This is a genomic window from Natrinema sp. LJW11 (assembly GCF_056135975.1).
This window is the reverse complement of record NZ_JBWBDM010000008.1, coordinates 183,615-208,048: the sequence shown is the minus strand read 5'-3', so window position 1 is coordinate 208,048 and position 24,434 is coordinate 183,615. Positions and strand designations below refer to the sequence as shown.

The window sequence follows — 24,434 nt, the reverse complement described above, 5'->3', positions numbered from 1 at the left end:
TCACGAACAAACGATAGTCGCGGATCGGGATGTATTAACCGGACGTACCAACGAAAGCTTTCCGCCCGGTTATTGCTCTCTTACTCCCGGGGAAAAGCGCACGACTGCAACGTGTTAACCGGACGTACCAAACCCCCTAAGGCCGTTCCTGTCTTCCGACCGTGTATGAGCACTGCAATGGCCCCCGACCTCACGAGCAAACAACAGCGGATTCTGGAGTACCTCCGGAACAACGCGGCGACGAAGTCGTACTTCAAATCTCGCCTCATCGGCAAAGAGCTCGGTATGACGGCGAAAGAGGTCGGCTCGAACATCACCGCACTCCAGGAGGGAGACTACGATGTCGAGATCGAAAAATGGGGCTACTCCTCGAGTACCACCTGGAAAGTCGACATATAACGTCGCGTCGTCGGCTCGACCCCGTGCGCCCGTAATTTACCGATCGTCAGGAACGACGAGCGACAGTTAGCAGCGATGCCGAACGCTCTTTTTCCTGCGGCGCCTCTTCCGGCGATGAATGATAGTCGTCCTGTTCGACATGGACGGGGTCATCCTCGATGGTCCCCGGACCGATCCGCAAGTGTACGCAGACGCGGCCGACGCCGCCCTCGCCGAACTGGGTGCCGAGCCGACGGCGGCCCAGCGTCGCGACTTCAGGAATCACGACCACGAGCGGATTCGAACGCACTGTGCGGCGCTCGAGATCGATCCGGCGCAGTTCTGGAAACTGAAAGAATCCCACGCCTCGAGCGGTACCCACGACCGACTACGCTCCGGAGAGCGAGGCACCTACGACGATATCGACGCGATCCGCGAGTTGGGCGAGCGAATCGTGATCGGCCTCGTCACCAACAACCGGCAGGAGACCGCCGAGTTCGTCGCCGACTACTTCGGATTCGATTTCGACGTCGTCCGCGGACGAGACCCGACGTTCGAGGGGTACGAGCGGCGCAAACCCGACCCCTACTACATCGAGGACGCGCTCGATCGACTCGACGTCACGGACGGGTTCTACGTCGGCGACTCCCCGAAAGACGTCACGGCCGGTCGGGCGGCCGGCCTCGAGACCGCGTTCCTCCGACGGCCGCACAATCGCGAGCGCGAGCGACCGCCGAACGCGACCGACGAGATCGAATCGCTGACCGAGTTGCCGTCGCTGGTCGACTAGTCGACTCGAAGGCGAGTAACTACTCGTTACCGGCCGTTATCCCTGGTATTCGAGGTACTGGTCCGCGTCTCGAGCGAGCGTCCGCGCGCGGTCGCCGAAGGAGTCCGCGTGGCCGACGACGAGCACCAGCACCGTTTCCGGCCGTTCGACGGCGTAGCCGTCGTCGCGCGAGAGGAGTCCGGCCTCCTCGAGTTCGCCGGCGTACTTGCTCACCGTCGGCGCCGAGACGTCGAGCGCGTCGGCGAGATCGCCGGCGGTGGCATCGGCGTTCAAGAGGAGTTCGATCAGCATCCCGCAGGGCGTCTCCCGACGGAGATAGCCGAGTGCGCCTTTCTCGAACTCGTCGAATCGATCGGCGGTGACGAACCGCTTGTAGTCCCCGTCTCGATAGCGCTCGATGGCGTCGAGTTCCTCGAGTCGGCGCAGGTGGTGTTGGGTCTCGCCGGTTCCCAGCTGCAGGTCGTCGCGGATCTTCGAGAAGTGCGCACCGGGCGTCGTGGAGAGATAGCCCGCGATCGCGTCGCGCGCGTCGCTTTCACCCGTATCAGCCGCCGCTGAATCCGATCGGCCGACCAGCGGGGAGGCGGCGCCGAGGGCGGCGAATCGGCGCAGGGTCGCCCGTTTATCGTCGTCGACCCCATCGGATCCTGTCATACCTACCTACCGTCCCCAAGGACGCGGCCCGTAAAACAGGTTTCGCTCCGCTTTGTTCTCCGAATAGTACCGGGTATGGATCCGATACCCGTGCCGAACCGACGGACGAAGCGCGGGTAGAGGCGGCTTGCCGTCTCCACCGTCCGGGATCGAAACGAGCGATGGCACGAGGCCGGTTCGAGCCTGTGAGCGCCGCTCGAGGGGTCGCGGCACGAAACTGCAAAACGGGTTGCGAGGCGACCCGAACGCTGACCGTGAACCGATCCGGCACCGATCCTGTCGCGCGCGGGTCGTGGTCGTTCAGTCGTTCGTCGACGGGTCGTCTTCCGCGTCGGCCGGCATCTCGGTGCCGCCGTCGGCCTGACTCTGGAAGTCCTGGTCCATCTCTTCGATGACTTCGTCGGGATCGGAGATGTTCGCCGGATCCTTCCCTTCCTTGATAGCCTGGGCTTCCTGTTCCATCGCTTCGACGTCCATGTCCGCTTCCTGGTCGATCTCGCCGATGATCTCGGCGATGTCGTCGAGGCCGATCAGCTCGCGGGTCTCGTCGTCGAACTCGCGACTCTCGAGTTCCGAACCGTTCTCCTCGACGTCGCTACCCGAGAGGTGCTTGCCGTAGCGGCCGACCAGCGAGGTGAGTTCCTGGGGCATGACGAACGTCGTCGACTCGCCCTGACCGATGTCGCCGAGCGTCTCCATCCCCTTGTCGATGATCGCGCGTTCGCCCATCGACTCGGCGGAGCGTGCACGCAACACGGTCGAGATCGAGTCACCCTGCGCTTCCAGGATCTGACTCTGCTTTTCACCCTGGGCGCGGATGATCTCGCTCTGTTTGTCACCTTCGGCCTTCTCGACGGCGCTGCGGCGTTCACCCTGGGCCTCGAGGATCATCGCGCGGCGTTTCCGCTCGGCGGAGGTCTGTTGCTCCATCGCGCGCTGGACGTCCTTCGAGGGGTTGACCTCGCGGACCTCGACCGACTCGACGCGGATCCCCCACTCGTCGGTGGGTTCGTCGAGTTCGGTTCGGATGCGGGCGTTGATCTCCTGTCGTTTGTTCAGCGTATCGTCGAGTTCCATGTCACCCAGCACGGCCCGCAGGGTCGTCTGGGCGAGGTTCGAGACGGCGCGCTTGTAGTCGTCGACCTGCAGGAACGCCTTCTTGGCGTCCATCACCTTGATGTAGACGACGGCGTCGGCCGTCACCGGGGAGTTGTCGCGCGTGATCGCTTCCTGTCGGGGCACGTCCAGCGTCTGGGTTCGCATATCGAACGCGTACGTGTTCGAGACGAACGGCGGGACGAAATTGATCCCCGGCTCGAGTAGCTTGCGGTACTCGCCGAAGACGGTGAGGGCGCGTTTCTCGTAGGCGTCGACGATCTCGATCGCGCTGAGTAGGGCGGCGATGACGACGACGAGGACGAGGGCACCGACGACTAACAGGACAGCGCCGGCAGTCTGCATTGGAACCAATGGTACCACCATGTCCCGGAATTACGGGGGTGGGAAGAAAAGCGTTCCCTTATTTCATCGACATATGCGATTCGTTCGCACGGTCTACCCCGACCGCTCGGTCTCCGTTTCGGAGACCGGCTCGTCGGAATCCGTGGGCTCGGTCTCCGCCGTCGGTTCGTCGCCGACGCCGCCGGTCTCGTCGACGCTCGCCCCGTCGTCGGAGTCCGACGCCGCCTCCTGTGCCAGCGCGCGATCGATCTCGTCCTCGCCGATCGCGCCGACGGATTCGACCGTGAGCACGTTTCCACCACCCGGATCGAGGACGATGATCTCCTCGCCCTCCTCGATCGTTCCGTCGGTCGTCCGCGCGCTGTAGTAGGGGGCGAAACCGCCCTCGTCGAGTTTGACCTCGCCGCTTCGGGTGGTGACGGTCTCGGTGACGTACCCCGTCCGCCCGGAAAGCGAGTCCGAATCCGTCGTTCGACCGCTCCCTTTCCCGCCGTAGAAGTCGAACTCGCGGTAGACGTACGCCGCGGCGAGTCCGATCGCGAGCGTCAGCCCCGCTAGCACGAGCACGTTCGCCAGGGGCGGAAAGAGAAGCCCGACGAGTCCCGCCCCGACCAACGCGATTCCGATGACGATGAGATGGGCACCCGGCGAGAGGGCCTCGAGGACCATCAACACGAGTCCCACGACCAGCAACAACAGCGGTATATTCCCGACGAGAGATTCGACCATGTGCGAAGGTTGGGGCTTGTCCCGATTAAATGTTTACCGCATTTCAAGAGGGATGGGTCGGGAGAGCGAGAAGCGGCCCCGATCACCGGGCCAAACGTCATCGCCCCGGCGATCGGTCACCGGTACGGAATCGTCAGACCAGAATCAACACGAGTCGGACGATGACGAGCATCATCGCGACCGCACCCAGGAGTACGAACAGCGCGTTCTCGAGATCCGGATCGCCGCCCTCGATCGGCGTCGAACTCGCTTCGGGCCCGTATTCGTCGGCCTCGGACGCGTCGGCTTCGTCGGCGTTTCGGTCGTCGCTCCCGCCGGAGAGATCGATGGGGATCCGGTCCCATCCCGCATCGCCGTCGTCTTGATCCGTTCGATCGCCGTCTCGATCCGTCCGATCGTCGTCCGGTCGGTCGAGCCGGTCGGGGTTGCCCCAGTCGTCGTCACCGGACGCACCCCACTGGTCGCCGCTCCGTGACGATTCGTCGCTCATACTCGTCCGTATTGGTCCGGTCGTCAAAAAGCCGCGGTCCGACCGTCGGCGGCGACCGAGTCGGTTCAGGGTCGTTCGGGCCGGTCACCGATATCCCCGCCGTAGACGACGCCGCGTTCGGCGTCGACGGTGATCGTCTCGCCGTCCCGTAGCTCCGTGATGTCGACGTCGCTGATCATCGGGATCCCCAGTTCGCGCGCGACCAGCGCCGGATAGCCGGTCATTCCCCGCTCGGCGTTGACGATACCTGCGATCCGTCCCGTCTCGCCCGCGAACTCCTCGTCGAACGCCGCGGGGAGGGCGAGGATCGCCCCGTCCGGCACGTCCGAGAGGTCGCCGTCCGACAGGCGAACGACCGGCCCGGTCGCTCGGCCCTCGACGACGACCTGTCCCGTCGTCAGCGCGTCCGCGGCGACGTGAACCTTCAGCATGTTCGTCGTGTTCGCCCCCTCGAGGTCGGTCATCATCCCACAGAGGACGACGACGGTGTCCCCGCTCTCGGCGACGCCGGCGTCCAGTGCGGCCTGGACCGCCTTCTCGACGACGGCGTCGGCCCCCTGATCCGAGACGGGCGCGTACAGCGGCGTCACCCCCCACGTCAGCGCGAGCTGGCGACGCACCGCCTGATTCGGCGTCGATGCGACGACCGGCACGCCGGGGCGGTACTTCGCCGTCTTCAGCGCCGTGTAGCCGGACTCCGTCGCGGCGACGACCGCGTCGGCGCCGATGTCACGCGCCAGAAAGCGCGCGGAGCGTGCCAGTGCGTCCGTCCGCGCCTCGCCCGAAGCGGGCACGCGCTGCTCGAGCAACTCCGCGTACTCGCCGGAGCCTTCGACCTCGCGGACGATGCTGTCCATCGCGTCGACGACGGCGACGGGGTGATCGCCGACCGCCGTCTCGGCCGACAGCATGACCGCGTCGGTGCCGTCGAGGACGGCGTTGGCCACGTCCGAGGCCTCCGCGCGCGTCGGCCGTCGAGCGTGGACCATCGAGTCGAGCATCTCCGTCGCGGTGATGACCGGTCGGCCGGCCTCGCGGCACTTGCGGATGATCCGCTTTTGGATCATCGGCACGTCCTCCATCGGACACTCGACGCCGAGGTCGCCGCGCGCGACCATCACGCCGTAGGCGGCGTCGATGATCTCGTCCAAGTTTTCGACCGCGCCGGCGCGTTCGATCTTCGCGATGATGGGGATATCTGCACCCTGTTCCTCTAAGACCTCGCCGACCTCGTAGACGTCGTCGGCGTCCCGGACGAAACTCGCCGCGACGAAGTCGACCCCTTTCTCGGCGGCCAGTTCGAGGTCCCGCCGGTCTCCCTCGGTGACGACGTCGAGATCGAGTTCGACGCCGGGGACGTTGACCCCCTTGCGGCCGCCCAGCTCGCCGCCGGTGTCGACCCGCGCGCGAACGGCGTCGCTCTCGTGGTCTCCCCGCTCCTCGCGGCCCAGAACGGTCGTCTCGATCAGCCCATCGGCGAGCAGAATTCGGTCTCCGGGTTCGACGGCGTCGATCGACACCGAGAGCCCGACCACGTTCGACGTCGCCTCCTCGCCCTCGACGAACCGAATTTCGGCTCCGGTCTCGAGGGACACCGTCTCGCCGTCGGGGAGCGGCGCGGTCCGAATCTCAGGGCCCTTTGTGTCGAGCATGATCGCGACGGGTTCCGTTCGCTCCTCGTCGACCGCGCGGACCCGATCGATCAGAGCGGCCCGATCCTCGGGACTGCCGTGGCTCGCGTTCAGCCGCGCGACGGACATCCCGGCCGCGGCGAGCTCTCGGATCGTCTCGCGATCGTTCGACGCCGGCCCCAGCGTACAGACGATCTTCGCGTTCCTCATGGCAGACGATACCGCCAGCATCGCCTAAAAGATGGTCACTTACTCGCGTTCGAGTTCTCCTCTCGGCGGCGAGCCGCCGAGCCCGTCGCGTCGACGACGGTGCCGCCGAGTTCCGGCGCTCGAGTCAGTCCGCCGGCCGCTCGAGTAACCGAGTGACGCGCTCGCCGCTGACGACTTCGGGGATGATGACCTCGTCGGCGCCGGCCTCTCGCGCGACCGACTCGTAGACCTCGTCGCCGACGCGGACGAGGATCTCGGCCGAGGACGCGGCCGTCCCGCTGACGATCGCGATCTGGATGTTGACGGTCGAGTCGTCGATCGCGGCGACGAGCTTCGTCGCCCGATCGACCCCGGCGGTTCGCAACACCTGTTCCCGAAACGACCTCGAGAGCGAACGCAACGCTCCCCGGCTACCCGCCAGAAAATCGATTCGCAATCGCTTTCGGCTCGAAGGGAAGAGTACGGCGTTGCCCGACCGAGTGGGCCTTACCAGAGTCCGGCGAGATTCCCGAGCGCCATGAGCGAAAAGAGCGACAGTGCGATCACTACTAATGCCGTCACTTCCGCCGATTCGGGAGTCTTCGGCACCTGTGCGAGCCAATTCGACCGCGTATTCGTCCTGACGGACTCCCATACGCTGCTGTCACTCTGTGCCATATGGTACCAATGGATAGCCTCCGTTATAGTAGTATTTGAGCTCAATTGACACTCCCGAACGCCGTACAGGGGCTCGCGCGATGAGCGACGCGCGAGCGCTCGAGAAAAACGGGGCGCTCGGTGCTCGACGTTCGAAACACGGACGGCGATCGAACGGCTTCAAAAAGCGGCTCGTTGCCGCTGTCTTCGGGTGAGTTACTTGATCTTCTCGCCGATCGCGGCGTCGCCGTGGGTCGTCAGCAGGTCCGCCTCCTCGCCGGCCGCGAGGATCATACCGTCGGATTCGACGCCGAACAGTTCGGCTTTCTCCATGTTCGCGAGCAACACGCATTTCGTCCCCGGCAACTCGTCGAGGTCGTGGAGTTGCTTGATCCCCGCGACGATCTGTCGCGTCTCGAAGCCGATGTCGACCTCGAGGCGCGCGAGGTCGTCCGCACCCTCGATCCCCTCGGCCGTTTCGATCCGACCCACGCGGATGTCGAGTTCCTGAAAGTCGTCGAAGCCGATCCGCTCGTCGGCCAGCGCCTCGAGGTCGTCGGTGTCCGTCATACCGCCGGGTTCGTCCCCGTCGGAGTCGTCGCTTTCGGTTTCGATCGCGTCGTCCGTCTCACCGTCGCCGTCGTCCGCGGCCGCGTCGACGCGCTCCTCGAGCTTTTCGGTCAGCTCGTCGACGCGATCGTCCTCGATCTTCTCGAAGAGTTCGCCCGGTTCGTCGAAGCTCCGCGGCGGGGCCTCGAGCGCGTCCTCGAGGCGGGCGTCGGCAACGTCGCCGTCCTCGCCGATCTGCGCCCAGAGGGCCTGAGATTTGTCGGGGGTGATCGGCTCGAGGAGAACGCCGACGGCCTTGGCGAGCTGGACGCAGTCGCGGATGACCTGTGCAGCTTTTTCGGGCTCTTCATCGGTGAGCTTCCAGGGCTCGTTGCGCTGGATGTACTCGTTGCCGAACTGGGCGAGTTGCGTCGCGGCTTGGCCGACCCCGCGCATGGAGTAGTCGTTGACGCTCTCGCGCACGTCGCCGATGGCCTCCTCGATGCGCTCGCGGACCTCCTCGGAGACGTCGGCGTCCGGCGTGCCCTCGTAGTTGCGGTAGGCGAAGAGCAGCGAGCGGTACCAGAAGTTGCCGACGGTACCCACCAACTCGCCGTTGACTTTCTCCTGGAAGGCGTCCCACGAGAAGTCGACGTCCTGCTGGAGGCCGCCGGTCGTCGTCAGGTAGTAGCGCAACAGGTCGGGGTGGAACCCCTCCTCGAGGTACTCCTTCGCCCAGATCGCACGGTTACGACTGGTCGAGAGCCCCTTCCCGTTGATCGTGATGAATCCGGTCGCGGCGATCCCGCGGGGCTTGTTGTAGCCCGCGCCCTCGAGCATCGCCGGCCAGAAGATCGAGTGGTGCTGGATGATGTCCCGGCCGATGATGTGCATGATCTCGCCGTCGCCCTTCCAGACCTGCTCCCAGTTGTACTCGTCCGCGCCGACGCGTTCGGAGTACTGCTTCGTACTCGAGATGTACTCGATCGGGGCGTCGACCCAGACGTACAGGACGAGGTCGTCGCCGTCGGCGGTTTCATCGCTGGGGTAGTCAATTCCCCAGTCCATATCCCGCGTGATACACCAGTCCTGCAGTCCGTCTTCGATCCACTGTCGGGGCTGGTTGCGCGCGTTCGAGGTCCCCTCGAGTCCGTCCAAAAACTCGGTGAGGAAGTCGGTGAACTCGGAGACTTCGAAGAACTTGTGGCTCCGATCGCGGTACTCCGCGGGGTTGCCAGTGATCGTGCTCGTGGGATCTTCGACCTCGCCCGGCTCGAGGTGGCGCTGACAGCCCTCGTCGCACTCGTCGCCGCGGGCCTTCGCGCCGCAGTAGGGACAGGTGCCCTCGACGTAGCGGTCGGGGAGGTACTGATCGGCCTCGGGATCGTAGGCGACCTGGATCTCCTTCTCGTAGATGTAACCCTCGTCGTCTAACGTGCGGACGATCTCCCGGGTGAGTTCGGTGTTCGTCTCGTCGTGGGTGTGTCCGTAGTTGTCGAAGTCGACGTTGAACTTCGGGAACGTCTCCTCGTACTGGTGGTGCCACTCCAGCGCGAAATCTTCCGGATCGACGCCCTGCTGTTCGGCGTTGACCGCGACCGGCGTCCCGTGCATGTCCGATCCGCAGACGTAGATCGACTCCTGGCCCAGCGTCTCGAGCGCGCGATTGAACGCGTCCGCGCCGATGTACCCCCGCAGGTGACCGATGTGCAGGTCGCCGTTAGCGTAGGGCAACCCGCAGGTCACGACGGCGGGTTCGTCCGTCGGAAACTCGTCGTGGCTCATGGTCGTCACGTTGCGCTCGCGGGCGTAAAACCCGCCGGTTTCGATCGCTCGGCCCGCCGGCCGCCGTCACGCGTTCGCGGGCGTTCGGTCCCCGCCTCGAGCGAGAACGGTGGCGGTGTGTTGAGCACGACAGCGAGAAGCGACGGATACGGAACGATGACGGCGCACGAGGGGCGGAAAGCGGCCGTGGAAACGAACGCGATACTACGCTGCCGGAAAACACCGTCGAGCGGCGAAGGGCAGCTACTGATTGGGGGAAGTTACCGGGTAGAGCGTGAGGGACGTTCCATCGGAAACGGTGATCAGATAGTCACTGAACGTGAAAGTCACCGTGATCGGATCGCTGCTCGACGTGGCGGGCTGGGAATCGAACAGCGCCGTCAGTGCCTCCGGGTCGATCGACTCGTACAACGGCGTCAGCGAACAGGGATCGCACTCCTCGGCCGAGCTCACCGCGAGGACGACCGCAGTACACACGGACTCGTCCTCTCCGATTTCGTATTCCACGGCGGATGTTCGGGTCGTATCAACGTAAATGCACGACCTGTGAGTAATCGAGTAAACGAACGTCCCGATCGTCAGTCCGGGTCCGAGAGACGATGGGAATCACGCGGGGTCGTCGGTTTCGTCGGATTCCGCTGTGACGTTCTCCTTCAATTCGTACGTGAAAACCCGCTCCGCGAAGGTCGCGAAGCCGTGGTCGATACCGTCGGTCCACACCGCCGTTTCGTTGGGGACGCCCGGCAGTTCCTCCTCGTGGAGGGCGCTCACGAGTACCGGCCCCCGATCGACGAGGAGAAGTCGGCCGAGGCGCGGAGAGCCCGACATGGCGGTAAACCACTCGATCAGGCCGGTGGTGAAGACTTCCGCGTCGACGGCCATGCTCTCGACGTGATCGCGGGTGGACTCGGAGACGGTCCCGACGTGAACGGAGATGTCGCTGTCACTGACGTCCGCCAAGGCGTCGGCGGTCGCCTCGTCCAGCAGGTCGTCCTCCAACACCAGCAACACGACCTCGTCGCTCGCGTCGGTGATGAGGTCGACGATTCGCCCGGTGACTTGTTCGTGGGTATTGAGCGCCCACACGCCCTGCTGGGCGTCCTTGTACGCCGGCTCCAGCTGCTGGAGCGTCCGTTCCGCCGTGTCGAAGTACGAGTCGTACTCCGTGCGGAGAATCTGGATCGCGGTATCGGTCGACACGCTCTGATACATCCGCGGCTCCGTCTCGTGGATCTCGATTAGCCCCTTCTTCCGGAGCCGATCCATCGTCTCGTACACCCGCGACCGCGGAATATCCGCTACCTGCGCGGTCTCCTTGGCCGTCCCGTGCGGGAGCTGTGCGAGCGCGACGAAACACCGCGCTTCGTACTCGGTCAACCCGAGTTCTTCCAGCGCCGATATCGCTTCCTGTGCCGCTTCCATACCGTAGAGAGGGTCCGCAGCGAGTAGTCTCTTTGGCGTGTTTTTCCGAAGGAACACTGCGCCGGGTGTTCCTCTCGAACTGTCGGATGGCTTAAATGTAGCCGCAGGATACTACGGGACGGTCGATCAGCAACCGTGCCCGTCTCCTCGCAGGGGAACGCAGGGGCGGGCGCTGCGACTCACACTCATCGAAGACCATGGAACACGAAACACGTCCTCCTGTGACCGACGAACGGACCAACGACACGACCTTCGCGCTCCTTCGCGATCGATACCGCCGCGACGTCATCGATGTCCTCGCCGAGCGGGAGTCATCGATACCGCTACACGACCTCGCCACCGCGATTGCGACGGCCCAAACGGGGGCGAAATCGGACCGCGCGTCGACGGAACGGGTGCACGAAGTCGCCGCCGCGTTACATCACCGTCACCTGCCGAAACTGGACGACGCCGACATCGTCGACTACGATCCCGAGACGCATGCGGTGACGCCCGTTCGAGCGGCGGCGCTCGTCCCGGTCATGCGCTCCGTTGAGAGCGGTCGGTAAGCAGAGGCAGTAAGAGCAGGGACAGCGATGGCGATTCAGTCGTCGCTCACGACGGGGACGCTCGCGCGCACCTCGAGCCGGTCCAGATCCCCGATAAAGGAGGCCAGCATCTCGCGAGTGACGTGGGGCATGCAGACGACCCGCAACTCGCCCGTCGCGGTCCGCGAAATGCGCCAGCCCTTGGCCCGCAGCGCGTCGAACGTCGACTGGGGCACGTCGGCCGCGACCAGCGGGAGCGTGGGATCGGCGACGGGATAGCCCCGCTTCTCCAGAGCGTCGGCGAGCCAGTCGGCGTTGTTCTGCGAGCGGACGTACTGGCGGCGGTAGCCGCCGGGCCACAGCTCTTCCATCGCGGCGACGGCGCTGGCGACACCCGCGCCCGAACGGGTGCCGGTGAGCGTCGCCTGGGAGGTCGACTCGAGATAGGGCGTGTCGACGGCGAGTTCGTCGAGCAGGTCGGGAGTGCGGACGAGCAGTCCGCCGGCGGGGACCGCAGCCTGCCCCATCTTGTGGGGATCGATCGTCATCGTGTCGACCGCGGCGTGGTCGAAGTGCCACTCGTAGTCGGTAAAGGGAAGGACGAAGCCGCCCCAGGCGGCGTCGACGTGGAGCAGGGCGTCAACCGAGTCCGCGATCTCGCCCAGTTCCGGGATGGGATCGACGCGGCCGTACTCGGTCGTCCCCGCGACGCCGATCACCAGCGCCGTGTCGTCGTCGACGCTCGCTCGGACGGCCTCGAGGTCGGCCCGATGCCGCTCGTCTGTCGGGACGAGTCGCAGTTCGACGCCGAGCAGGTCGGCGGCCTTCCGGAAACTGAAGTGACCCGACTCGGGCATGACCACGTTCGGCGAGCGGCTCTCGGTCCGCTCGCGGGCGATCCGGACCGCCTGAATGTTCGCCTCCGTACCGCCGCTGGTGACGTAGCCCGCCGGGTCGTCCAGCCCCGCGATCTCGCTCAGGAGGGCGATGGCGTCGTCCTCGAGCGCCGAGACGTTCGGATAGGTGCCGGGATCGCCGGGGTTCGTCGCGAGAAACCGCTCAGCCGCGTCGCGCGCCGCAGGATGGGGTTCCGTACACATCGACGAGAGAACCCGATCGAACGCTTGCGGCTCGATTTGCATATCACGTCTGTGAACGGTCGCGCGTTTATTTGTTACGTTTGTCGACGTTTTTCGACGGGGACCGTTCGCCTCGAGACGGACCGGGGACGTACCGCCGAAAGCGTGCCTTCAAGTCCGCCGCCGCGCAACGCCAACCCATGAATCCAGGCGACCGCATCCGCGTCGACCGCGCGGATCGCACGTACGAAGGCGTGTTGCTCCCCTCGAGCACGGACGAGCAGCTCGTGGTAAAACTCGAGGGCGGCTACAACGTCGGCGTCGATCGCGAGTCGGCCGACGTGTCGGTTCTCGCGGAGGACGTCTACGAGATCGACGGGACGGACTCGACGGGCCCCGACGCAGGCGAAGCCGACGGCGAGGGGAGCGGCTCCGAGATCGAGTTCGACGACGACCTGCCGACGATTTCGCTGCTCTCGACCGGCGGGACGATCGCCTCGACGATCGACTACCGGACGGGCGCGGTGACGGCGCAGTTCGACGCCGAAGACGTCCTGCGAGCCGTTCCCGATCTCGCGGGCCGCGCGAACTACCGCGGGCGGGTCGTCGCCAACATCCTCTCGGAGAACATGGAGCCGCCGATTTGGCGGGACCTCGCCGAGGCCGTCCGCGAGGAGATCGCGGCCGGCGCCGACGGCGTCGTCGTCATGCACGGCACCGACACGATGCAGTACTCCGCGTCGGTCCTCTCCTTTATGCTCGAGACCCCGGTGCCGATCGTCTTCACCGGCTCCCAGCGCTCGGCCGACCGGCCGTCCTCGGACAACGTGATGAACGCCGTTTCGGCCGTCGAGGCCGCCAAGAGCGACTGCGCGGAGGTCATGGTCTGCATGCACGCCTCCGAATCGGACGACGTCTGTGCGCTCCATCGAGGCACCCGCGTGCGGAAGAACCACACCTCGCGTCGAGACGCGTTCGAAACCGTCGGTGCGAAGCCGCTGGGCGAGGTCAACTACGAAGCGAGCGGGGACGAGACGGTCTCGTTCCGCCGCGACTATCGGGAGCGCGGCGCGGTCGATCTCGCCATCGAACCCGATCTCGAGGAGGACGTCGAACTGCTCAAGTTCACGCCCGGGATGGATCCCCGGTTCCTCGACGCGGTCGAGGGAAACGAGGGACTCGTCATCGAAGGGACCGGACTCGGCCACGTCCACACCGATCTGATTCCCCGCATCGAGGAACTGATCGAAGACGGCACGACGGTCGTCATGACCAGTCAGTGTCTCGAGGGGCGGGTCTGCGATCGGGTCTACGATACCGGCCGGGACCTGCTCGAGGCCGGTGTCGTCGAGGCCGGCGACACGCTGCCGGGGACCGCGAAGGTCAAGCTGATGTGGGCGCTCGCGAATTCGGACGACGTCGAGGAAGCGATGGGAACGTCGCTGGCCGGCGAGATACAGGAACGATCGGTTCCCTGGGAGTAGATCGGTCTCTCTGAGCGACGACAACGGCGAATGGAGTGGTAGATTTTCGTGAAAATAACAGTAATTGGAGATATTATTTGTTCATTCGGGAACAGATATGGGATGAAGTATCCGATTTGGCAAGTACAGCGGGTGTGTCCAGTCGGGAGAGATAATTAGTGGAAATATGATGGGTGGCATCTATCACCGAAACAGCCATAGATGTGTATTTTCTAACCACAATATGGTGAGACTCAAATTTGGGTTTGCCGCCGGCATTTTTGCGGCTCTTGGTACAGCAGTCACTCAATTAATACAGCTAACTTTCATCGAATCTGTCGTAGTGAACGCAGCTATAGAAGGTCTTTTCGTAGGGGGAGTCGTCTATTTCGGTCTCAAAACTCTCGAACGATCTGTGGATTCACAGTAGTTCACACTCAGGTGGGCATGGGCTACTCCACGCCCATAGTTACCGTCGTCTCCAGAATTCAATAGTCCCAACAGACTCGCCCCGTATTTAGCACTATTCTCACAATTCCCCTGCTAGCTGATAGAAGCTACAGCGCTAAGTTCGTCTCTGTGCGTAGCGGGAGTTTCACGGAGAGTTCTGAATAAAAACCGTGGTACGATCTACTGATACGTGAAACAGAGCGCCCTGCTATCGTGACAACAGGGAATCGCCACGCCCTCCCCAGCCGATTTCTGCTCACGGGCGCGTAGCGCCCGTCTGCTCACGGCGGCGGAGCCGCCGTTCGCATGGTATGCGAGACCGGAGGTCTCGCACTAGTCGCGCCTCGCCGACAGCGCGCGCCACCGCACGCCGGTTGGCCAGTCTGAGTGAGACGGAGATCTCTGCCGGAAGTCAGTACGAAAATCCCGGTGATCGGTCACGATGATAGCTGACACGGCCCACGGCTTTCGGGAACGGCAAGGTTCTTGGTACAGGTCTTGAATATCCGAGTACAAACAGCTATGTCGTCCTCCGCCGCGGCAATGCCGACCGCGATCGCCCTTGCGGTCGTCAAGACGCTCGTCCTCATCGTCGGCGGCGTCATCACCTTCTTCGCCTACAAGGCCTACCGGCGGACCCGTCAACCCGCGCTCGGCTATCTCTCGCTCGGCTTCGGACTCGTCACCCTCGGGCTCGTGCTCGCCGGCATGCTGTACGAACTGCTCGCCGTCCCGTTGATGACCGGCATCTTGCTCGAGAGCCTGCTGGTCCTCGCCGGCTTTCTCGTGATCGCGCGTTCGTTGTACGTCACCTGACGAACCAAACTGGTTTGGAGCCACTTCTATCCGTAATCGAGTGATCCGTTACCGTACGGCAGGGAGACGGGGCACTGAACCACGGCGTTCCGTCTCCCCTGCCGTCATACCCCTTCCTTCCCGCCACCGATCGCGGACCAGCCGTCGCAGCCACCGGCGGACGTACTGACGGACAGCCGTCAGTATAAGTGGTCCCCACGACGAGTAGTGGCCATGAGCGGCGATTCCGACCACGTGAGTCCCACCGGCGGCCGCGATTCGAGCCGACTCCGCCGAACGGTTCCCGCGAGTGATCGACCATGAGCGACGCCGACGAACCTGCGTTGGCCGTCGGTTCGGACGCGCTCACCGACCGGGGTGCAGGGCTCGAGGTAGCGGTCGTCGGCGCGGGAGCCATCGGCGCGACCGCGGCCTACGATCTCGCGTGCGAAGGCGTGGACGTGAGCCTCTACGACCGCGGCGGCGTCGCGAGCGGAGCGAGCGGCCGGGCCGCGGGGATCTGCTACGACGCCTTCGCGGACGGGCTCGACGCCGAGATCGCCGGCGACGCGATCGAGCGGTTCCGCGCGTTCTCGGGCGACGACACGTTCCCGTTCGTCGAATGTCCCTACGTCTGGCTCGCCCGCGAGGGCGACCCCGAACGGGCCGACGCGATCCGCGACCAGGTGCGGCGAATGCAGGACAACGGCATCGTCGCCCTCGAGATGGGGAGCGACGCGCTGGCGGACCGATTTCCCGCCCTTCGGACGGACGACGTCGCCGTCGCGGGGGTCGCCGGCGGGGCGGGCTACGTCGATCCGGCCGCGTACACCGCCAGCCTCGCGGCCGCGGCCACCGGTGCCGGCGCGACGCTCGAGACCGAGACGGCGGTCGACGTTCGAGCCGATCCCGCGCGAGTCGTTCGTCCCGACGGCGAGGTCCACGAGGTCGACGCGGTGCTCGTCGCCGCCGGCGCGCGTACCAAGGGGCTGTTCGCAGATGCGGGCATCCCCCTCGCCGTCAAGCCGTACCGCGTGCAGGCGCTGGTCGCGAACGCCGACCTCGCGGAACCGATGTGTTACGACGCGACCGGCGGCTTCTACCTGCGACCCCACGCGGCCGGCCTCCTCGCGGGCGACGGGACCGAAGACCGCGAGGCCGATCCCGACGCGTACGATCACGACGCGGATCCCGGGTTCGCCGACAATCTCCTCGAGCGGGTCGGCCATCGCGTGCCGGGCGTCGCGGACGGCGATCGCGGACTCGAGCGAGCGTGGGCCGGCCTCTGTACGGCGACGCCCGACCGGGATCCGCTCGTCGGACGCGTCCGCGACGGGCTGTACGTCGCGACCGGATTCCAGGGCCACGGCTTCATGCGTGCGCCGGCGATCGGAGCGCGGCTCGCGGCAGAAATACTCGGCGGGGACGGAATCGACGCCTTCGACCCGACGCGGTTCAGCGGCGACGAGGCGTTCGACGTCGTCGAGGGGATGGCGCTCGACCCGAACTGAGACGGTTCGCTGTCGCCGTGTCCAAGCGCACCCACACGGGGGTCGCGGGTGTGGCTGAAACTGATCGACAGGAATCGACCGAGTCAGTCGTCGACGACGACTCGCTCGGTGTCGGGTTCCGAATCGGACGTATCGGACGCGTCGGTCGGCTCAGTTGCGTCGATTTTCGAATCCGACTCGGCCTCGGACGCGTCGCTGACCGCGGAGTCCTTCGGAATTTCGACGCTCAGCGTCCCGGTTTCGGAGAGCCGCGCCGTTCCGGCGTCCGGGTCGACGATCGCGTCGGTCGGTAACTCGGCGTCTGCGGACAGCGACATTCCGCGGCCGGGAAACCGCATCTCGTACCCCTCGTGGAACTGTCGGAACCGGTCGATCCGGATCTTGACGTTGCCTTCGAGATAGCGGACCTGTACGTCGTCCGGCTCCGCGCCGGGCGCGTCGAAGACGACGCGGTAGGAGGCGTCGTTCTCGAGGACGTCGACGGGCAACGACCGGTGGTTTTGGACGCGACCGTTCGCGCGGCCGACCTGTCGGTACAGCGCGCTACCGACCGATTTACCGAGGTCTCTGAGGGTCACGGGGAATCACCCCGGGCGGTGCGCGGGACGCGGGCGGCGATCGCGGGGACCTGGAGAAAGGGTTTGCAGTACGTGGGAGACATGACCGTGAGAACGGGTACGCTAGCCGGGTTGATATTCCTTTTGCTCAGAACAAAAGAAACGTCTGACGAGCGGGGCGCTCCGCTCAGAGTTCAACCCGCTCGAGGCAGTCGGTGCCGCCACAGACCGGACACGAGAGCGCCGAGATTTCGAAGTCGTCGGGCACGTCGTAGGTGTAGTGGTTCTCGAAGATATCGAGAAAGCAGTCCTCGTCGGTACAGACGATTTCCTCGGTTGGTGGCATGTGCGGTACTAGCGTCACGACGACCATCAACGTCGGGGTTGCGGCATTCAGACGGATGTGTCTCAATTACTACGGCCCGCCTTTACATCGATATCACTGCGACCCAGAAAGCCCCCGGTGTGGTCGAGTCGGAGGACTCGCTGTGATCCTCGCTCCCTCCGGTCGGCTGCGGTTCTGGCTTCGTCCGCCGTCCTCGACCACACCCCTTTCATTGCCACCCACAGCCTCTCCCTCCCCAGCCGACTCGTTCGCTCGCTGTACTCGCTCACTCGCCCCTCGCACGAATTGTGGAGCACGCCCTCGCGTCTGCTCGGGCGTACCACCAGCGCGCGCCACACAGTCGACTCCCGCTTCGTTTCGGCCGGTCGATCGGCCCACTGCAGTGGGCGGAATTGAAAGGGGGCGACTCGCTGGGCGGAAGCGCAGCGAAGCGTCGCGAACGGCAGGGGCTCTCGTGTAGTCATCGTTTTACCCCTCGAGTCGCTATCGGGAGCCATGACAGACCCCGAGACGCTGGCGGTGACGATCGTCGACGGCTACGTCGACGAGCCCGCGCACTTCGGGGTGCCGCCGTACATCTCGACGTATCCTCGGTACGCGGCGGGCGCGCTCGTCGACGCGGGCGTCCCGCGCGAGCAGATTACGTACCACACGATCGATCGGCTTCGCGACGAGCCCGACTACTGGCGCGACGTCGACGAGGCCGACCTCCTGGTCTACCTCGGTGGGATGACCGTCCCCGGGAAGTACGTCGGCGGCACGCCGGCCGAACCCGACGAAGTCCGAAAGCTCGCCTGGACGACTACCGGCACGAGCCTGATGGGCGGCCCCGTCAAGTTCGGCGTCGGCGACGAGAACGCCGGCGCGACCGAAACCGAACGCCAGGACCTGGACTTCGATTTCGTCGCCAAGGGCGACGTCGAGGCCGCCGTCTACGACCTCGTCGAGAGCGGCCTCGAGGGGTTCAACAACCGAATGCGCGACGTCGACGAGGTCTCGCGGTGGGCCCAGGAGGGCGCGTTCGTCGTCGAACAGCATCCCAACCATCCGGACCACCTCATCGCGGAACTCGAGACCTCGCGGGGCTGCGCCTACCGGTGTTCGTTCTGTACGGAACCGCTGTACGGCAACCCGTCCTTCCGGTCGCCGCCGTCGGTCGTCGGCGAGGTCGACGCGCTCTCGGATTACGGCGTGAAACACTTTCGGCTCGGCCGGCAGGCCGACATCCTCGCCTACGGCGGCGACGGCGAAGCGCCCAATCCGGACGCCCTGCGGCAGCTCTACAGCGGGATCCGCGAGGTCGCACCCGACCTCGAGACGCTCCACCTCGACAACATGAACCCGATCACGATCGTCGAGTGGCCCGAGGAGAGCCGGGAGGGGATCCGGATCATCGCCGAGCACAACACGCCGGGCGACACGGCCGCGTTCGGCCTCGAGTCGGCCGACCCAGTCGTCCAAGAGGAGAACAACCTGAACGTCACCGCCGAGGAGTGTTTCGAAGCGGTCCGGATCGTCAACGAGGAAGCGGGCTGGCGACCCGGCGGAGACCGCGAAGACGCGCCCACCTTCGGCGACGACGCGCCGCGCCGACTGCCCAAGCTCCTGCCGGGGATCAACCTCCTGCACGGCCTCAAGGGCGAGCGCGAGGAGACCTACGAGCGCAATCGCGCGTTCCTCCAGCGGGTGTACGACGAGGGCTACATGCTCCGGCGGATCAACATCCGGCAGGTGATGGCCTTCGACGGCACCGACATGAGCGAGACGGGAGCCGAGATCGCAAACGAGCACAAACAGCTGTTCAAACGCTACAAGAAGCGGGTCCGCGAGGAGATCGACAACCCGATGCTCGAGCGGGTCGCGCCGCCCGGCACCGTGTTGCCGGACGTCCACCTCGAGTACCACCAGGACGGGAAGACCTTCGGCCGCCAGCTCGGCACCTACCCGCTGCTGGTGGGTATCCCGGGCGAACGCGAGCTCGAGCGAACCATCGACGTCGCGGTCGTCGATCACGGCTACCGCTCGGTGACCGGCGTTCCCTACCCGCTGGATCTCAACGCGGCCTCGATGGACGAACTCGCCGCCATCCCCGGTATCGGCGACCGAACCGCGGGCGATATCGTCGTCAATCGGCCCTACGAATCCGTCGCCGACGCCGCCCTCGGGACCGAGTTCGACCTGACGCAGTTCGTGACGACGCGGCCGCTCGAGCGCGCGGACTGAGTTCGATTTCGGCCGGATTCGTCCCGGAACGGGCGCTTTGCCCGTCAGTCGACGGCTCGGTGTCGGTAGTTCTATTATGGATGGGAATCAGAAGTGAAACAGAGGGGTCTCCCTGTGGAAATATCTGAAAAGCTGCTGTGTCTGTTCAGTACGGACGTTTCGGAAGAGGAGGATCGATACGTCATCGAAGTGCCGCGCCAGGAGATCGAGACCGGCGACGTCGACCCCGGCGAGATCTACCGCGTCGCGCTCATTTCGCGCGAGGACGAGACGAGCGCCGACGAGGGAACGACGACCGCGACGGCCCAGAGCGCGCCGTCGGAACCGCAGCCACCGGTCGACGTCGGCGAAACGCGCTACGTCGAGATCGAAGACATCGGCAAGCAGGGCGACGGCATCGCCCGCGTCGAACGCGGCTACGTCATCATCGTTCCCGGTGCGGACGTCGGCGAGCGCGTCAAGATCGAAGTCACCGAGGTCAAGTCGAACTTCGCCGTCGGCGAAATTATCGAGGATACGTTCTAGAAACGACCTTTTTTGCGTTCGGGTCGGCGAAGCCGACCCCTCACGCAAAAAATCTCGACCAAAAAAGGCCGAGCGCTCGCTCCGCTCGCGCTCGGCGAAACGACGCGCGAAGCGCGCCGTACAGTTGGGTTTACCGCCATTCGCTCCACTATCTGTTTCTGTGTGGTTTCGTTACTCGAGTCGCAACGATTTGGAAGGGGTTCTGGAACGCGGATTATCGACCGATCTGCCGAGCTACTCACTCCTCGAGCGGCGTCCCATCGACCTGTTTCGCACCTTCGGAGTCGTGAACGACGATCTCGCCAGGGTCGCGATCGGCGGGCTTGTAGTTGTCTCGAACGGCCATGGCCTCCTCGAGTTCCCGAACGGCTCGTTCCTTGAGCGCTCGAGCGAGGGCCTCAGCGTCCTCTCGAGAGATGTCGCGGCCGAGCCCCTCGCACTCGTGGGCCCGCACCACGCCGGCCTCGTCGACAGCCTCGCCCATCGGCTGGCTGGTTCCCGCGAGCGCGACGCTGAACGGGTAGGTCTGACAGATGAGCGGGCGGTCGTCGTGGGCGGCGCAGGCTCCGGTTCCAGACTCGTCTTCCTCGTAGAAGGTACAGTCGCCGCAGGCGTCGGTCTGCAGCGCCCACTCGAAGGTCTCGCCCTCGAGACCGCCGTCTCCCGTCTCCGAGAGGCCGTACGGCATCGGCCGGGCGATATCGCGCCAATCGTAGTCCCCCTCGTAACTGTCGCTCTCCTCGAGCTCTCGCACCTCGTCCGGAAACACCGTCGCGGTGTGGTCGTCCCCGGCGTCGGCCTTGCAACAGGCTCCACAGCGGGTACACTCGAAGCCGATCGACTCGATCGCGTCCGCGAGATCGTCGACCGCGAGTCGGCGGGCGTCGTCGAGTTCGGCTTCGAGCGATTGCACACCTGAGGGGAGGGAGTCGATGCGGAAAAGTCAGTCGTCCGCGGCGTCGGTCGCGACCGCGGTCGCCCGCTGGCCGTCCCACGCCAGTCGGCCCTCCACGGCGAGTTTCTCGAGGTGGGCGACGACCGTCGCCCGCGCGAGGTCGCGAACGCCCGAGAGGTCCTTCTCGTAGGCCGACTCGAGGATCTCCTCGAGCGACTGGGCGCCCGACGTGACCGCCTCGAGCACCCGCTGCTCGCGCTCGGCCCGGTGGGAGAGCAGGCGCTCGAGGGTTTTCCGGGGAGCGTCGATCTCGGGGCCGTGACCGGGATAGAGCACCGGCGGATCCGCCGCCCAGAGGCGACGCAGCGTCGTCACGTACGCGCGCATGTCCCCCTCGGGCGCGCCGACGACGACGCTCCCCTCGCGGACGGCGCAGTCGCCACAGATGATCGGCCCGCCGTGGCCGGCCTCGAGCGCGACGTGATCGGGAGCGTGTCCCGGCGCGTCGAGGACTCGGACGCGCTCGTCGCCGAGGGGGATCGCCGTCCCCGGCGTGAACGTGCGGTCGGGATCGCATCCCGTCGCGTCGCGAAAGCGGTCGACGCGGCCGTAGCGGGCCCAGATCGTCGCGTCGGTTTCGGCCGCGTACGCCTCGACGGCGCCGACGTGGTCGGGGTGGGTGTGAGTGACGAGGAGGTGTTCGACGGTGTGCTCCTCGAGCAGGCGATCGAGGTCGTCGGTTCTCGCCGCCGGATCGACGAGTATCGCCGGATCGCGGGCGGCGTCGCGTTCCCTCCGCTCGTCGGCCGGAGACGACCCCGTCGCGCCGATGAGGTAGGCGTTGGTCTCCCCGCCGGGAGCGCGCGTCGTGACCGGGACGGAACAGCGAGTGACGTGCATGGCTCGACAGTACGACCGAGCGAAAAAGGATGTATCGGCACGTGTCGACGCCGACCGGTCCCCCATCCCCTCGAGCAGCGGAGACCGTATTGGCGGGCGGACGGAACCAGACGGCTAGTTCTTGAGGAAGTAAACCTGCTTGCGCGCGTCGCGGAAACTGTACCGCGAGCCGACGAGGCCGACGTCCTCGAGCCGGTTGAGCGCGTAGCGAACGGTGCGGTCGGGGAGCAGCGATTCCTCGGCGAGTTGGCCCTGAGAAAGCGGCGAGTCGGCCTCCAGCACTTTCGCGACGAGCTTCGCGCTTGGCGGCAGGTCGCGGAGACGGTCGCGGTATTCGTCCTCCGACAGGGATTCCTCGGCTGCGGCGCCACGGTCCTCGGCTGTACTCGTGCTCATACCTACTGCAGCGAAACCGTCGATGGTAAAGCTTCCCTATATGTGGATACGAATAATGCAGTTTGTATAAGGCATATGAATGAGGTATTAACACAGAGATACGATCGTCGGTTTTCGGCATCGATGACCGCACTGGACGGCAAAAATCGGGTTTCGTTTCGGCAGCAATTCGTCAACGGACTCCAGTATCGTTTTATCCCATCGCTACAGTAGATTCGCTCAGTGTGAAAGGACAGGAGTGGTACCAGGCCGACGACATCGCCGAGGAGTACGACGACAAGCGATTCTCCCGGGGCGGTCAGCTGATCGACCGTCGGGAGAAAGCGGCCGTCCTCGAGTCCATCATGCCCGTCGAGGACAAGAAGGTTCTCGAGATCGCCTGTGGTACCGGGCGGTTTACGATCATGTTGGCCCATCAGGGGGCGGACGTTGTGGGGCTGGACATCTCGGCGGCGATGTTACAGCAGGGACGGCGGAAGGCTCGGAACGCGGATATCGCGGGTACGCTCGAGTTCCTCCGGGGTGACGCGGGACGGCTCCCCTTCCCGGACGATCACTTCGATACGGTCATCGCGATGCGGTTTTTCCACCTCGCGGACGATCCGGAGGCGTTCCTGGCGGAGATGCGACGCGTCTCCCGCGATCAGATCGTCTTCGACACGTTCAACCGCTTTTCGTCGCGGAGCATCTACAACTGGGCGCTCCCGATGGGGTCGCGACTCTACTCGAAGAGCGAGGTCGCAGTCTTGCTCGCGAAGACCGATCTGACGCTCGTCGACGTCGAGGACGACTTCCTCCTCCCCTACGGGTTGTATCGGTCGATTCCCAACGGCCTCGCGTCGCCGCTGCGCGCGCTCGACAACGCCGTCGGAGAACTGCCGATCACCGACCACTTCGCGTCGGTGTCGTACTGGAACGCACGCGTTCGCTGATCGAGCGAACCGAATCCCATCTATTTACTATCAGGAGCCCCTATCGGGGGGTATGGAGCTCTCGGTAGTCGTCTCGACGCTGAACGACCGAGAGCGATTGCTGTCGTGTCTCGACGCCCTCGCGGAGCGAACGCCGTCATCGACGGAGGTCATCGTCGTGAACGGCCCCTCCTCGGACGGAACGACCGGCGTCGTCCGCGACCGCGACGACGTCGATGTGCTCGTCGAGATATCGGAACGGAACTCGAGCGTCTCCCGAAACGGCGGCCTCGAGCTCGCGACCGGCGACGTCGTCGCGTTCCTCGACGGCGAGTACGCGATCGATCACAGCTGGTATCCGGCCATCGACGAAGCGATGGCCGGCGCGGCGGACGTCGTCACCGGCCCCGTAACCGGCGGTCCCGCGAGCGGAGACCGGCGGTCACCCCAACAGGTTGCCGGTCGGTCGGTGACCCACTTTCACAGCGGCAACGTCGCCTTCGAACGGTCCGTTCTCGAGGCCCTGAACGGCTTCGACGAGTACCTCGAGCAAGCGAGCGAACGCGATTGCGCTCACCGTCTGGCCGGCTTGGAGTACGACGTGTCGTGGGACGCGGACATGGCCGCCCGCCGCGAGATCGGGACCGACGGCGGTGAGGCGACCGACGTGGGGCGATCCGCGGCGGAACTCCGTTCCGACGGCGGCCGGGCCGATCCGGACTGGGGAGCGACCTACCGGTCGCTGTCCTACCGACTGGCGAAGAACTACGGACTGCGGCCGAGCGTCCTCGCCCGGACCGCCGGCAGCGCGCTGGGGGAGGGTGCCGCCGGCGTCCGTCGGCTGGCGGCGGGCGAGGCGACGCCGACGGGATGGGTATCCGACGGCACGGCCGTCGTCACGAACATCACGCGCGGCCTGTGGGACGGCGTTCGCGCACGGTATCGGGATCGCTCGAGTCGGCGCAACCCCAACGGGCTGGCCGAGCGCCACGACCGGGCGGTTCGTGTCTACGACCGGCGCTGATCGGCGATATCGATGACTGACACCGACCGGCGATAGCTACGATCGGCGCTGACCGGCGAGTCCGCGACCGGCACTCACCGACGACGTGACCGGACGG

24 protein-coding genes and 2 pseudogenes are annotated in these 24,434 nt (G+C 65.4%); 10 read left to right on the top strand and 16 right to left on the bottom strand.

The genetic code is table 11. The annotated features are described in order from the left end of the window. Positions 1 to 177: 177 nt before the first annotated feature. Positions 178 to 399 (top strand): DUF7123 family protein, encoded by a 222-nt coding sequence (locus tag AC0QDI_RS20355; protein WP_474671412.1) that lies wholly within the window; start codon positions 178 to 180, stop codon positions 397 to 399. Positions 400 to 517: 118 nt separating this feature from the next. Then, on the top strand, positions 518 to 1,168 hold the full coding sequence (locus AC0QDI_RS20350) for an HAD family hydrolase (protein WP_474671285.1): 651 nt from the start codon (positions 518 to 520) through the stop codon (positions 1,166 to 1,168). 36 nt (positions 1,169 to 1,204) lie between these two features. Here AC0QDI_RS20350 and AC0QDI_RS20345 read toward each other — a convergent pair whose 3' ends face one another. The 10 genes and pseudogenes from AC0QDI_RS20345 to AC0QDI_RS20300 form a co-directional block, all read right to left on the bottom strand. Then, the gene (locus AC0QDI_RS20345; RefSeq protein WP_474671283.1) at positions 1,205 to 1,822 is read right to left on the bottom strand and encodes a winged helix-turn-helix transcriptional regulator; all 618 of its coding nucleotides are present in this window, start codon (positions 1,820 to 1,822) and stop codon (positions 1,205 to 1,207) included. 300 nt (positions 1,823 to 2,122) lie between these two features. Beyond that, a complete protein-coding gene (locus AC0QDI_RS20340) occupies positions 2,123 to 3,304 on the bottom strand; it encodes an SPFH domain-containing protein (protein WP_474671281.1) in 1,182 nt (393 codons plus the stop codon). Between the two features lie 72 nt (positions 3,305 to 3,376). Then, on the bottom strand, positions 3,377 to 4,012 hold the full coding sequence (locus AC0QDI_RS20335) for an NfeD family protein (protein ID WP_474671279.1): 636 nt from the start codon (positions 4,010 to 4,012) through the stop codon (positions 3,377 to 3,379). 133 nt (positions 4,013 to 4,145) lie between these two features. After that, positions 4,146 to 4,502, bottom strand: a complete 357-nt coding sequence (locus AC0QDI_RS20330; protein WP_474671277.1) for a DUF7312 domain-containing protein — start codon at positions 4,500 to 4,502, stop codon at positions 4,146 to 4,148. A 65-nt stretch (positions 4,503 to 4,567) separates the two neighbouring features. Continuing rightward, positions 4,568 to 6,343, bottom strand: a complete 1,776-nt coding sequence (gene pyk / locus AC0QDI_RS20325) for a pyruvate kinase (RefSeq protein WP_474671275.1) — start codon at positions 6,341 to 6,343, stop codon at positions 4,568 to 4,570. A 124-nt stretch (positions 6,344 to 6,467) separates the two neighbouring features. Further along, positions 6,468 to 6,719: pseudogene (locus AC0QDI_RS20320) on the bottom strand (NAD-binding protein); the annotation flags it as partial. A 110-nt stretch (positions 6,720 to 6,829) separates the two neighbouring features. After that, positions 6,830 to 7,000: a hypothetical protein gene (locus AC0QDI_RS20315; RefSeq protein WP_474671273.1), complete on the bottom strand. Its 171-nt coding sequence runs from the start codon at positions 6,998 to 7,000 to the stop codon at positions 6,830 to 6,832. A 195-nt stretch (positions 7,001 to 7,195) separates the two neighbouring features. Continuing rightward, positions 7,196 to 9,313, bottom strand: a complete 2,118-nt coding sequence (metG, locus tag AC0QDI_RS20310) for a methionine--tRNA ligase (protein ID WP_474671271.1) — start codon at positions 9,311 to 9,313, stop codon at positions 7,196 to 7,198. A gap of 243 nt (positions 9,314 to 9,556) precedes the next feature. Then, positions 9,557 to 9,820 carry a HalOD1 output domain-containing protein gene (locus tag AC0QDI_RS20305; RefSeq protein WP_474671269.1) on the bottom strand — a complete coding sequence of 88 codons (264 nt, stop codon included), beginning with the start codon at positions 9,818 to 9,820 and terminating at the stop codon, positions 9,557 to 9,559. 99 nt (positions 9,821 to 9,919) lie between these two features. Continuing rightward, positions 9,920 to 10,735 (bottom strand): TrmB family transcriptional regulator, encoded by an 816-nt coding sequence (locus AC0QDI_RS20300; RefSeq protein WP_474671267.1) that lies wholly within the window; start codon positions 10,733 to 10,735, stop codon positions 9,920 to 9,922. A gap of 221 nt (positions 10,736 to 10,956) precedes the next feature. Between AC0QDI_RS20300 and AC0QDI_RS20295 the strand changes: the two genes are divergently transcribed. Next, positions 10,957 to 11,283, top strand: a complete 327-nt coding sequence (locus AC0QDI_RS20295) for a DUF7344 domain-containing protein (protein WP_474671265.1) — start codon at positions 10,957 to 10,959, stop codon at positions 11,281 to 11,283. Between the two features lie 35 nt (positions 11,284 to 11,318). Here the strand turns inward: AC0QDI_RS20295 and mfnA are convergent. Further along, positions 11,319 to 12,425 (bottom strand): annotated as a pseudogene (gene mfnA / locus AC0QDI_RS20290) (tyrosine decarboxylase MfnA); the annotation flags it as partial. A gap of 116 nt (positions 12,426 to 12,541) precedes the next feature. Here mfnA and gatD point away from each other — a divergent pair. From gatD to AC0QDI_RS20275, 3 genes are all read left to right on the top strand, one after another. Continuing rightward, positions 12,542 to 13,825 carry a Glu-tRNA(Gln) amidotransferase subunit GatD gene (gene gatD / locus AC0QDI_RS20285; RefSeq protein ID WP_474671263.1) on the top strand — a complete coding sequence of 428 codons (1,284 nt, stop codon included), beginning with the start codon at positions 12,542 to 12,544 and terminating at the stop codon, positions 13,823 to 13,825. A gap of 951 nt (positions 13,826 to 14,776) precedes the next feature. Then, positions 14,777 to 15,070, top strand: coding sequence for a DUF7521 family protein (locus AC0QDI_RS20280; protein WP_098724655.1), 294 nt, complete (start codon positions 14,777 to 14,779; stop codon positions 15,068 to 15,070). Between the two features lie 299 nt (positions 15,071 to 15,369). Beyond that, a complete protein-coding gene (locus AC0QDI_RS20275) occupies positions 15,370 to 16,560 on the top strand; it encodes an NAD(P)/FAD-dependent oxidoreductase (RefSeq protein WP_474671261.1) in 1,191 nt (396 codons plus the stop codon). Between the two features lie 83 nt (positions 16,561 to 16,643). Here the strand turns inward: AC0QDI_RS20275 and AC0QDI_RS20270 are convergent, their stop codons facing one another. Beyond that, positions 16,644 to 17,138, bottom strand: coding sequence for an Hsp20/alpha crystallin family protein (locus tag AC0QDI_RS20270; protein WP_474671259.1), 495 nt, complete (start codon positions 17,136 to 17,138; stop codon positions 16,644 to 16,646). Between the two features lie 166 nt (positions 17,139 to 17,304). Next, positions 17,305 to 17,463, bottom strand: coding sequence for a DUF7559 family protein (locus AC0QDI_RS20265; RefSeq protein ID WP_474671257.1), 159 nt, complete (start codon positions 17,461 to 17,463; stop codon positions 17,305 to 17,307). A 495-nt stretch (positions 17,464 to 17,958) separates the two neighbouring features. On the opposite strand from AC0QDI_RS20265, the gene AC0QDI_RS20260 reads away from it, so the two are divergent. After that, positions 17,959 to 19,686, top strand: a complete 1,728-nt coding sequence (locus tag AC0QDI_RS20260; RefSeq protein ID WP_474671255.1) for a radical SAM protein — start codon at positions 17,959 to 17,961, stop codon at positions 19,684 to 19,686. Positions 19,687 to 19,800: 114 nt separating this feature from the next. Continuing rightward, entirely contained in the window at positions 19,801 to 20,211 is a 411-nt protein-coding gene (locus AC0QDI_RS20255; RefSeq protein ID WP_474671253.1) for a TRAM domain-containing protein, read from the top strand. A 238-nt stretch (positions 20,212 to 20,449) separates the two neighbouring features. On the opposite strand, the gene AC0QDI_RS20250 is transcribed toward AC0QDI_RS20255, so the two are convergent. From AC0QDI_RS20250 to AC0QDI_RS20240, 3 genes are all read right to left on the bottom strand, one after another. Continuing rightward, positions 20,450 to 21,124 carry a YkgJ family cysteine cluster protein gene (locus tag AC0QDI_RS20250; protein ID WP_474671251.1) on the bottom strand — a complete coding sequence of 225 codons (675 nt, stop codon included), beginning with the start codon at positions 21,122 to 21,124 and terminating at the stop codon, positions 20,450 to 20,452. 30 nt (positions 21,125 to 21,154) lie between these two features. Continuing rightward, positions 21,155 to 22,006, bottom strand: coding sequence for an MBL fold metallo-hydrolase (locus tag AC0QDI_RS20245; RefSeq protein ID WP_474671249.1), 852 nt, complete (start codon positions 22,004 to 22,006; stop codon positions 21,155 to 21,157). Positions 22,007 to 22,120: 114 nt separating this feature from the next. After that, positions 22,121 to 22,402, bottom strand: a complete 282-nt coding sequence (locus AC0QDI_RS20240) for a MarR family transcriptional regulator (protein WP_474671247.1) — start codon at positions 22,400 to 22,402, stop codon at positions 22,121 to 22,123. 224 nt (positions 22,403 to 22,626) lie between these two features. On the opposite strand from AC0QDI_RS20240, the gene AC0QDI_RS20235 reads away from it, so the two are divergent. Then, positions 22,627 to 23,334, top strand: a complete 708-nt coding sequence (locus tag AC0QDI_RS20235; RefSeq protein ID WP_474671246.1) for a class I SAM-dependent methyltransferase — start codon at positions 22,627 to 22,629, stop codon at positions 23,332 to 23,334. A gap of 52 nt (positions 23,335 to 23,386) precedes the next feature. Beyond that, positions 23,387 to 24,337, top strand: a complete 951-nt coding sequence (locus AC0QDI_RS20230; protein ID WP_474671244.1) for a glycosyltransferase family 2 protein — start codon at positions 23,387 to 23,389, stop codon at positions 24,335 to 24,337. Positions 24,338 to 24,434: the final 97 nt, after the last annotated feature.

What these genes read in the sequence shown, in the direction of transcription:
- AC0QDI_RS20355 (WP_474671412.1), top strand. Translation starts at nt 178, where the DNA reads ATGGCCCCCGACCTCACGAGCAAACAACAGCGGATTCTGGAGTACCTC.
- AC0QDI_RS20350 (WP_474671285.1), top strand. Translation starts at nt 518, where the DNA reads ATGATAGTCGTCCTGTTCGACATGGACGGGGTCATCCTCGATGGTCCC.
- AC0QDI_RS20345 (WP_474671283.1), bottom strand. Translation starts at nt 1,822, where the DNA reads ATGACAGGATCCGATGGGGTCGACGACGATAAACGGGCGACCCTGCGC.
- AC0QDI_RS20340 (WP_474671281.1), bottom strand. Translation starts at nt 3,304, where the DNA reads ATGGTGGTACCATTGGTTCCAATGCAGACTGCCGGCGCTGTCCTGTTA.
- AC0QDI_RS20335 (WP_474671279.1), bottom strand. Translation starts at nt 4,012, where the DNA reads ATGGTCGAATCTCTCGTCGGGAATATACCGCTGTTGTTGCTGGTCGTG.
- AC0QDI_RS20330 (WP_474671277.1), bottom strand. Translation starts at nt 4,502, where the DNA reads ATGAGCGACGAATCGTCACGGAGCGGCGACCAGTGGGGTGCGTCCGGT.
- pyk (WP_474671275.1), bottom strand. Translation starts at nt 6,343, where the DNA reads ATGAGGAACGCGAAGATCGTCTGTACGCTGGGGCCGGCGTCGAACGAT.
- AC0QDI_RS20315 (WP_474671273.1), bottom strand. Translation starts at nt 7,000, where the DNA reads ATGGCACAGAGTGACAGCAGCGTATGGGAGTCCGTCAGGACGAATACG.
- metG (WP_474671271.1), bottom strand. Translation starts at nt 9,313, where the DNA reads ATGAGCCACGACGAGTTTCCGACGGACGAACCCGCCGTCGTGACCTGC.
- AC0QDI_RS20300 (WP_474671267.1), bottom strand. Translation starts at nt 10,735, where the DNA reads ATGGAAGCGGCACAGGAAGCGATATCGGCGCTGGAAGAACTCGGGTTG.
- gatD (WP_474671263.1), top strand. Translation starts at nt 12,542, where the DNA reads ATGAATCCAGGCGACCGCATCCGCGTCGACCGCGCGGATCGCACGTAC.
- AC0QDI_RS20280 (WP_098724655.1), top strand. Translation starts at nt 14,777, where the DNA reads ATGTCGTCCTCCGCCGCGGCAATGCCGACCGCGATCGCCCTTGCGGTC.
- AC0QDI_RS20275 (WP_474671261.1), top strand. Translation starts at nt 15,370, where the DNA reads ATGAGCGACGCCGACGAACCTGCGTTGGCCGTCGGTTCGGACGCGCTC.
- AC0QDI_RS20265 (WP_474671257.1), bottom strand. Translation starts at nt 17,463, where the DNA reads ATGCCACCAACCGAGGAAATCGTCTGTACCGACGAGGACTGCTTTCTC.
- AC0QDI_RS20260 (WP_474671255.1), top strand. Translation starts at nt 17,959, where the DNA reads ATGACAGACCCCGAGACGCTGGCGGTGACGATCGTCGACGGCTACGTC.
- AC0QDI_RS20245 (WP_474671249.1), bottom strand. Translation starts at nt 22,006, where the DNA reads ATGCACGTCACTCGCTGTTCCGTCCCGGTCACGACGCGCGCTCCCGGC.
- AC0QDI_RS20240 (WP_474671247.1), bottom strand. Translation starts at nt 22,402, where the DNA reads ATGAGCACGAGTACAGCCGAGGACCGTGGCGCCGCAGCCGAGGAATCC.
- AC0QDI_RS20230 (WP_474671244.1), top strand. Translation starts at nt 23,387, where the DNA reads ATGGAGCTCTCGGTAGTCGTCTCGACGCTGAACGACCGAGAGCGATTG.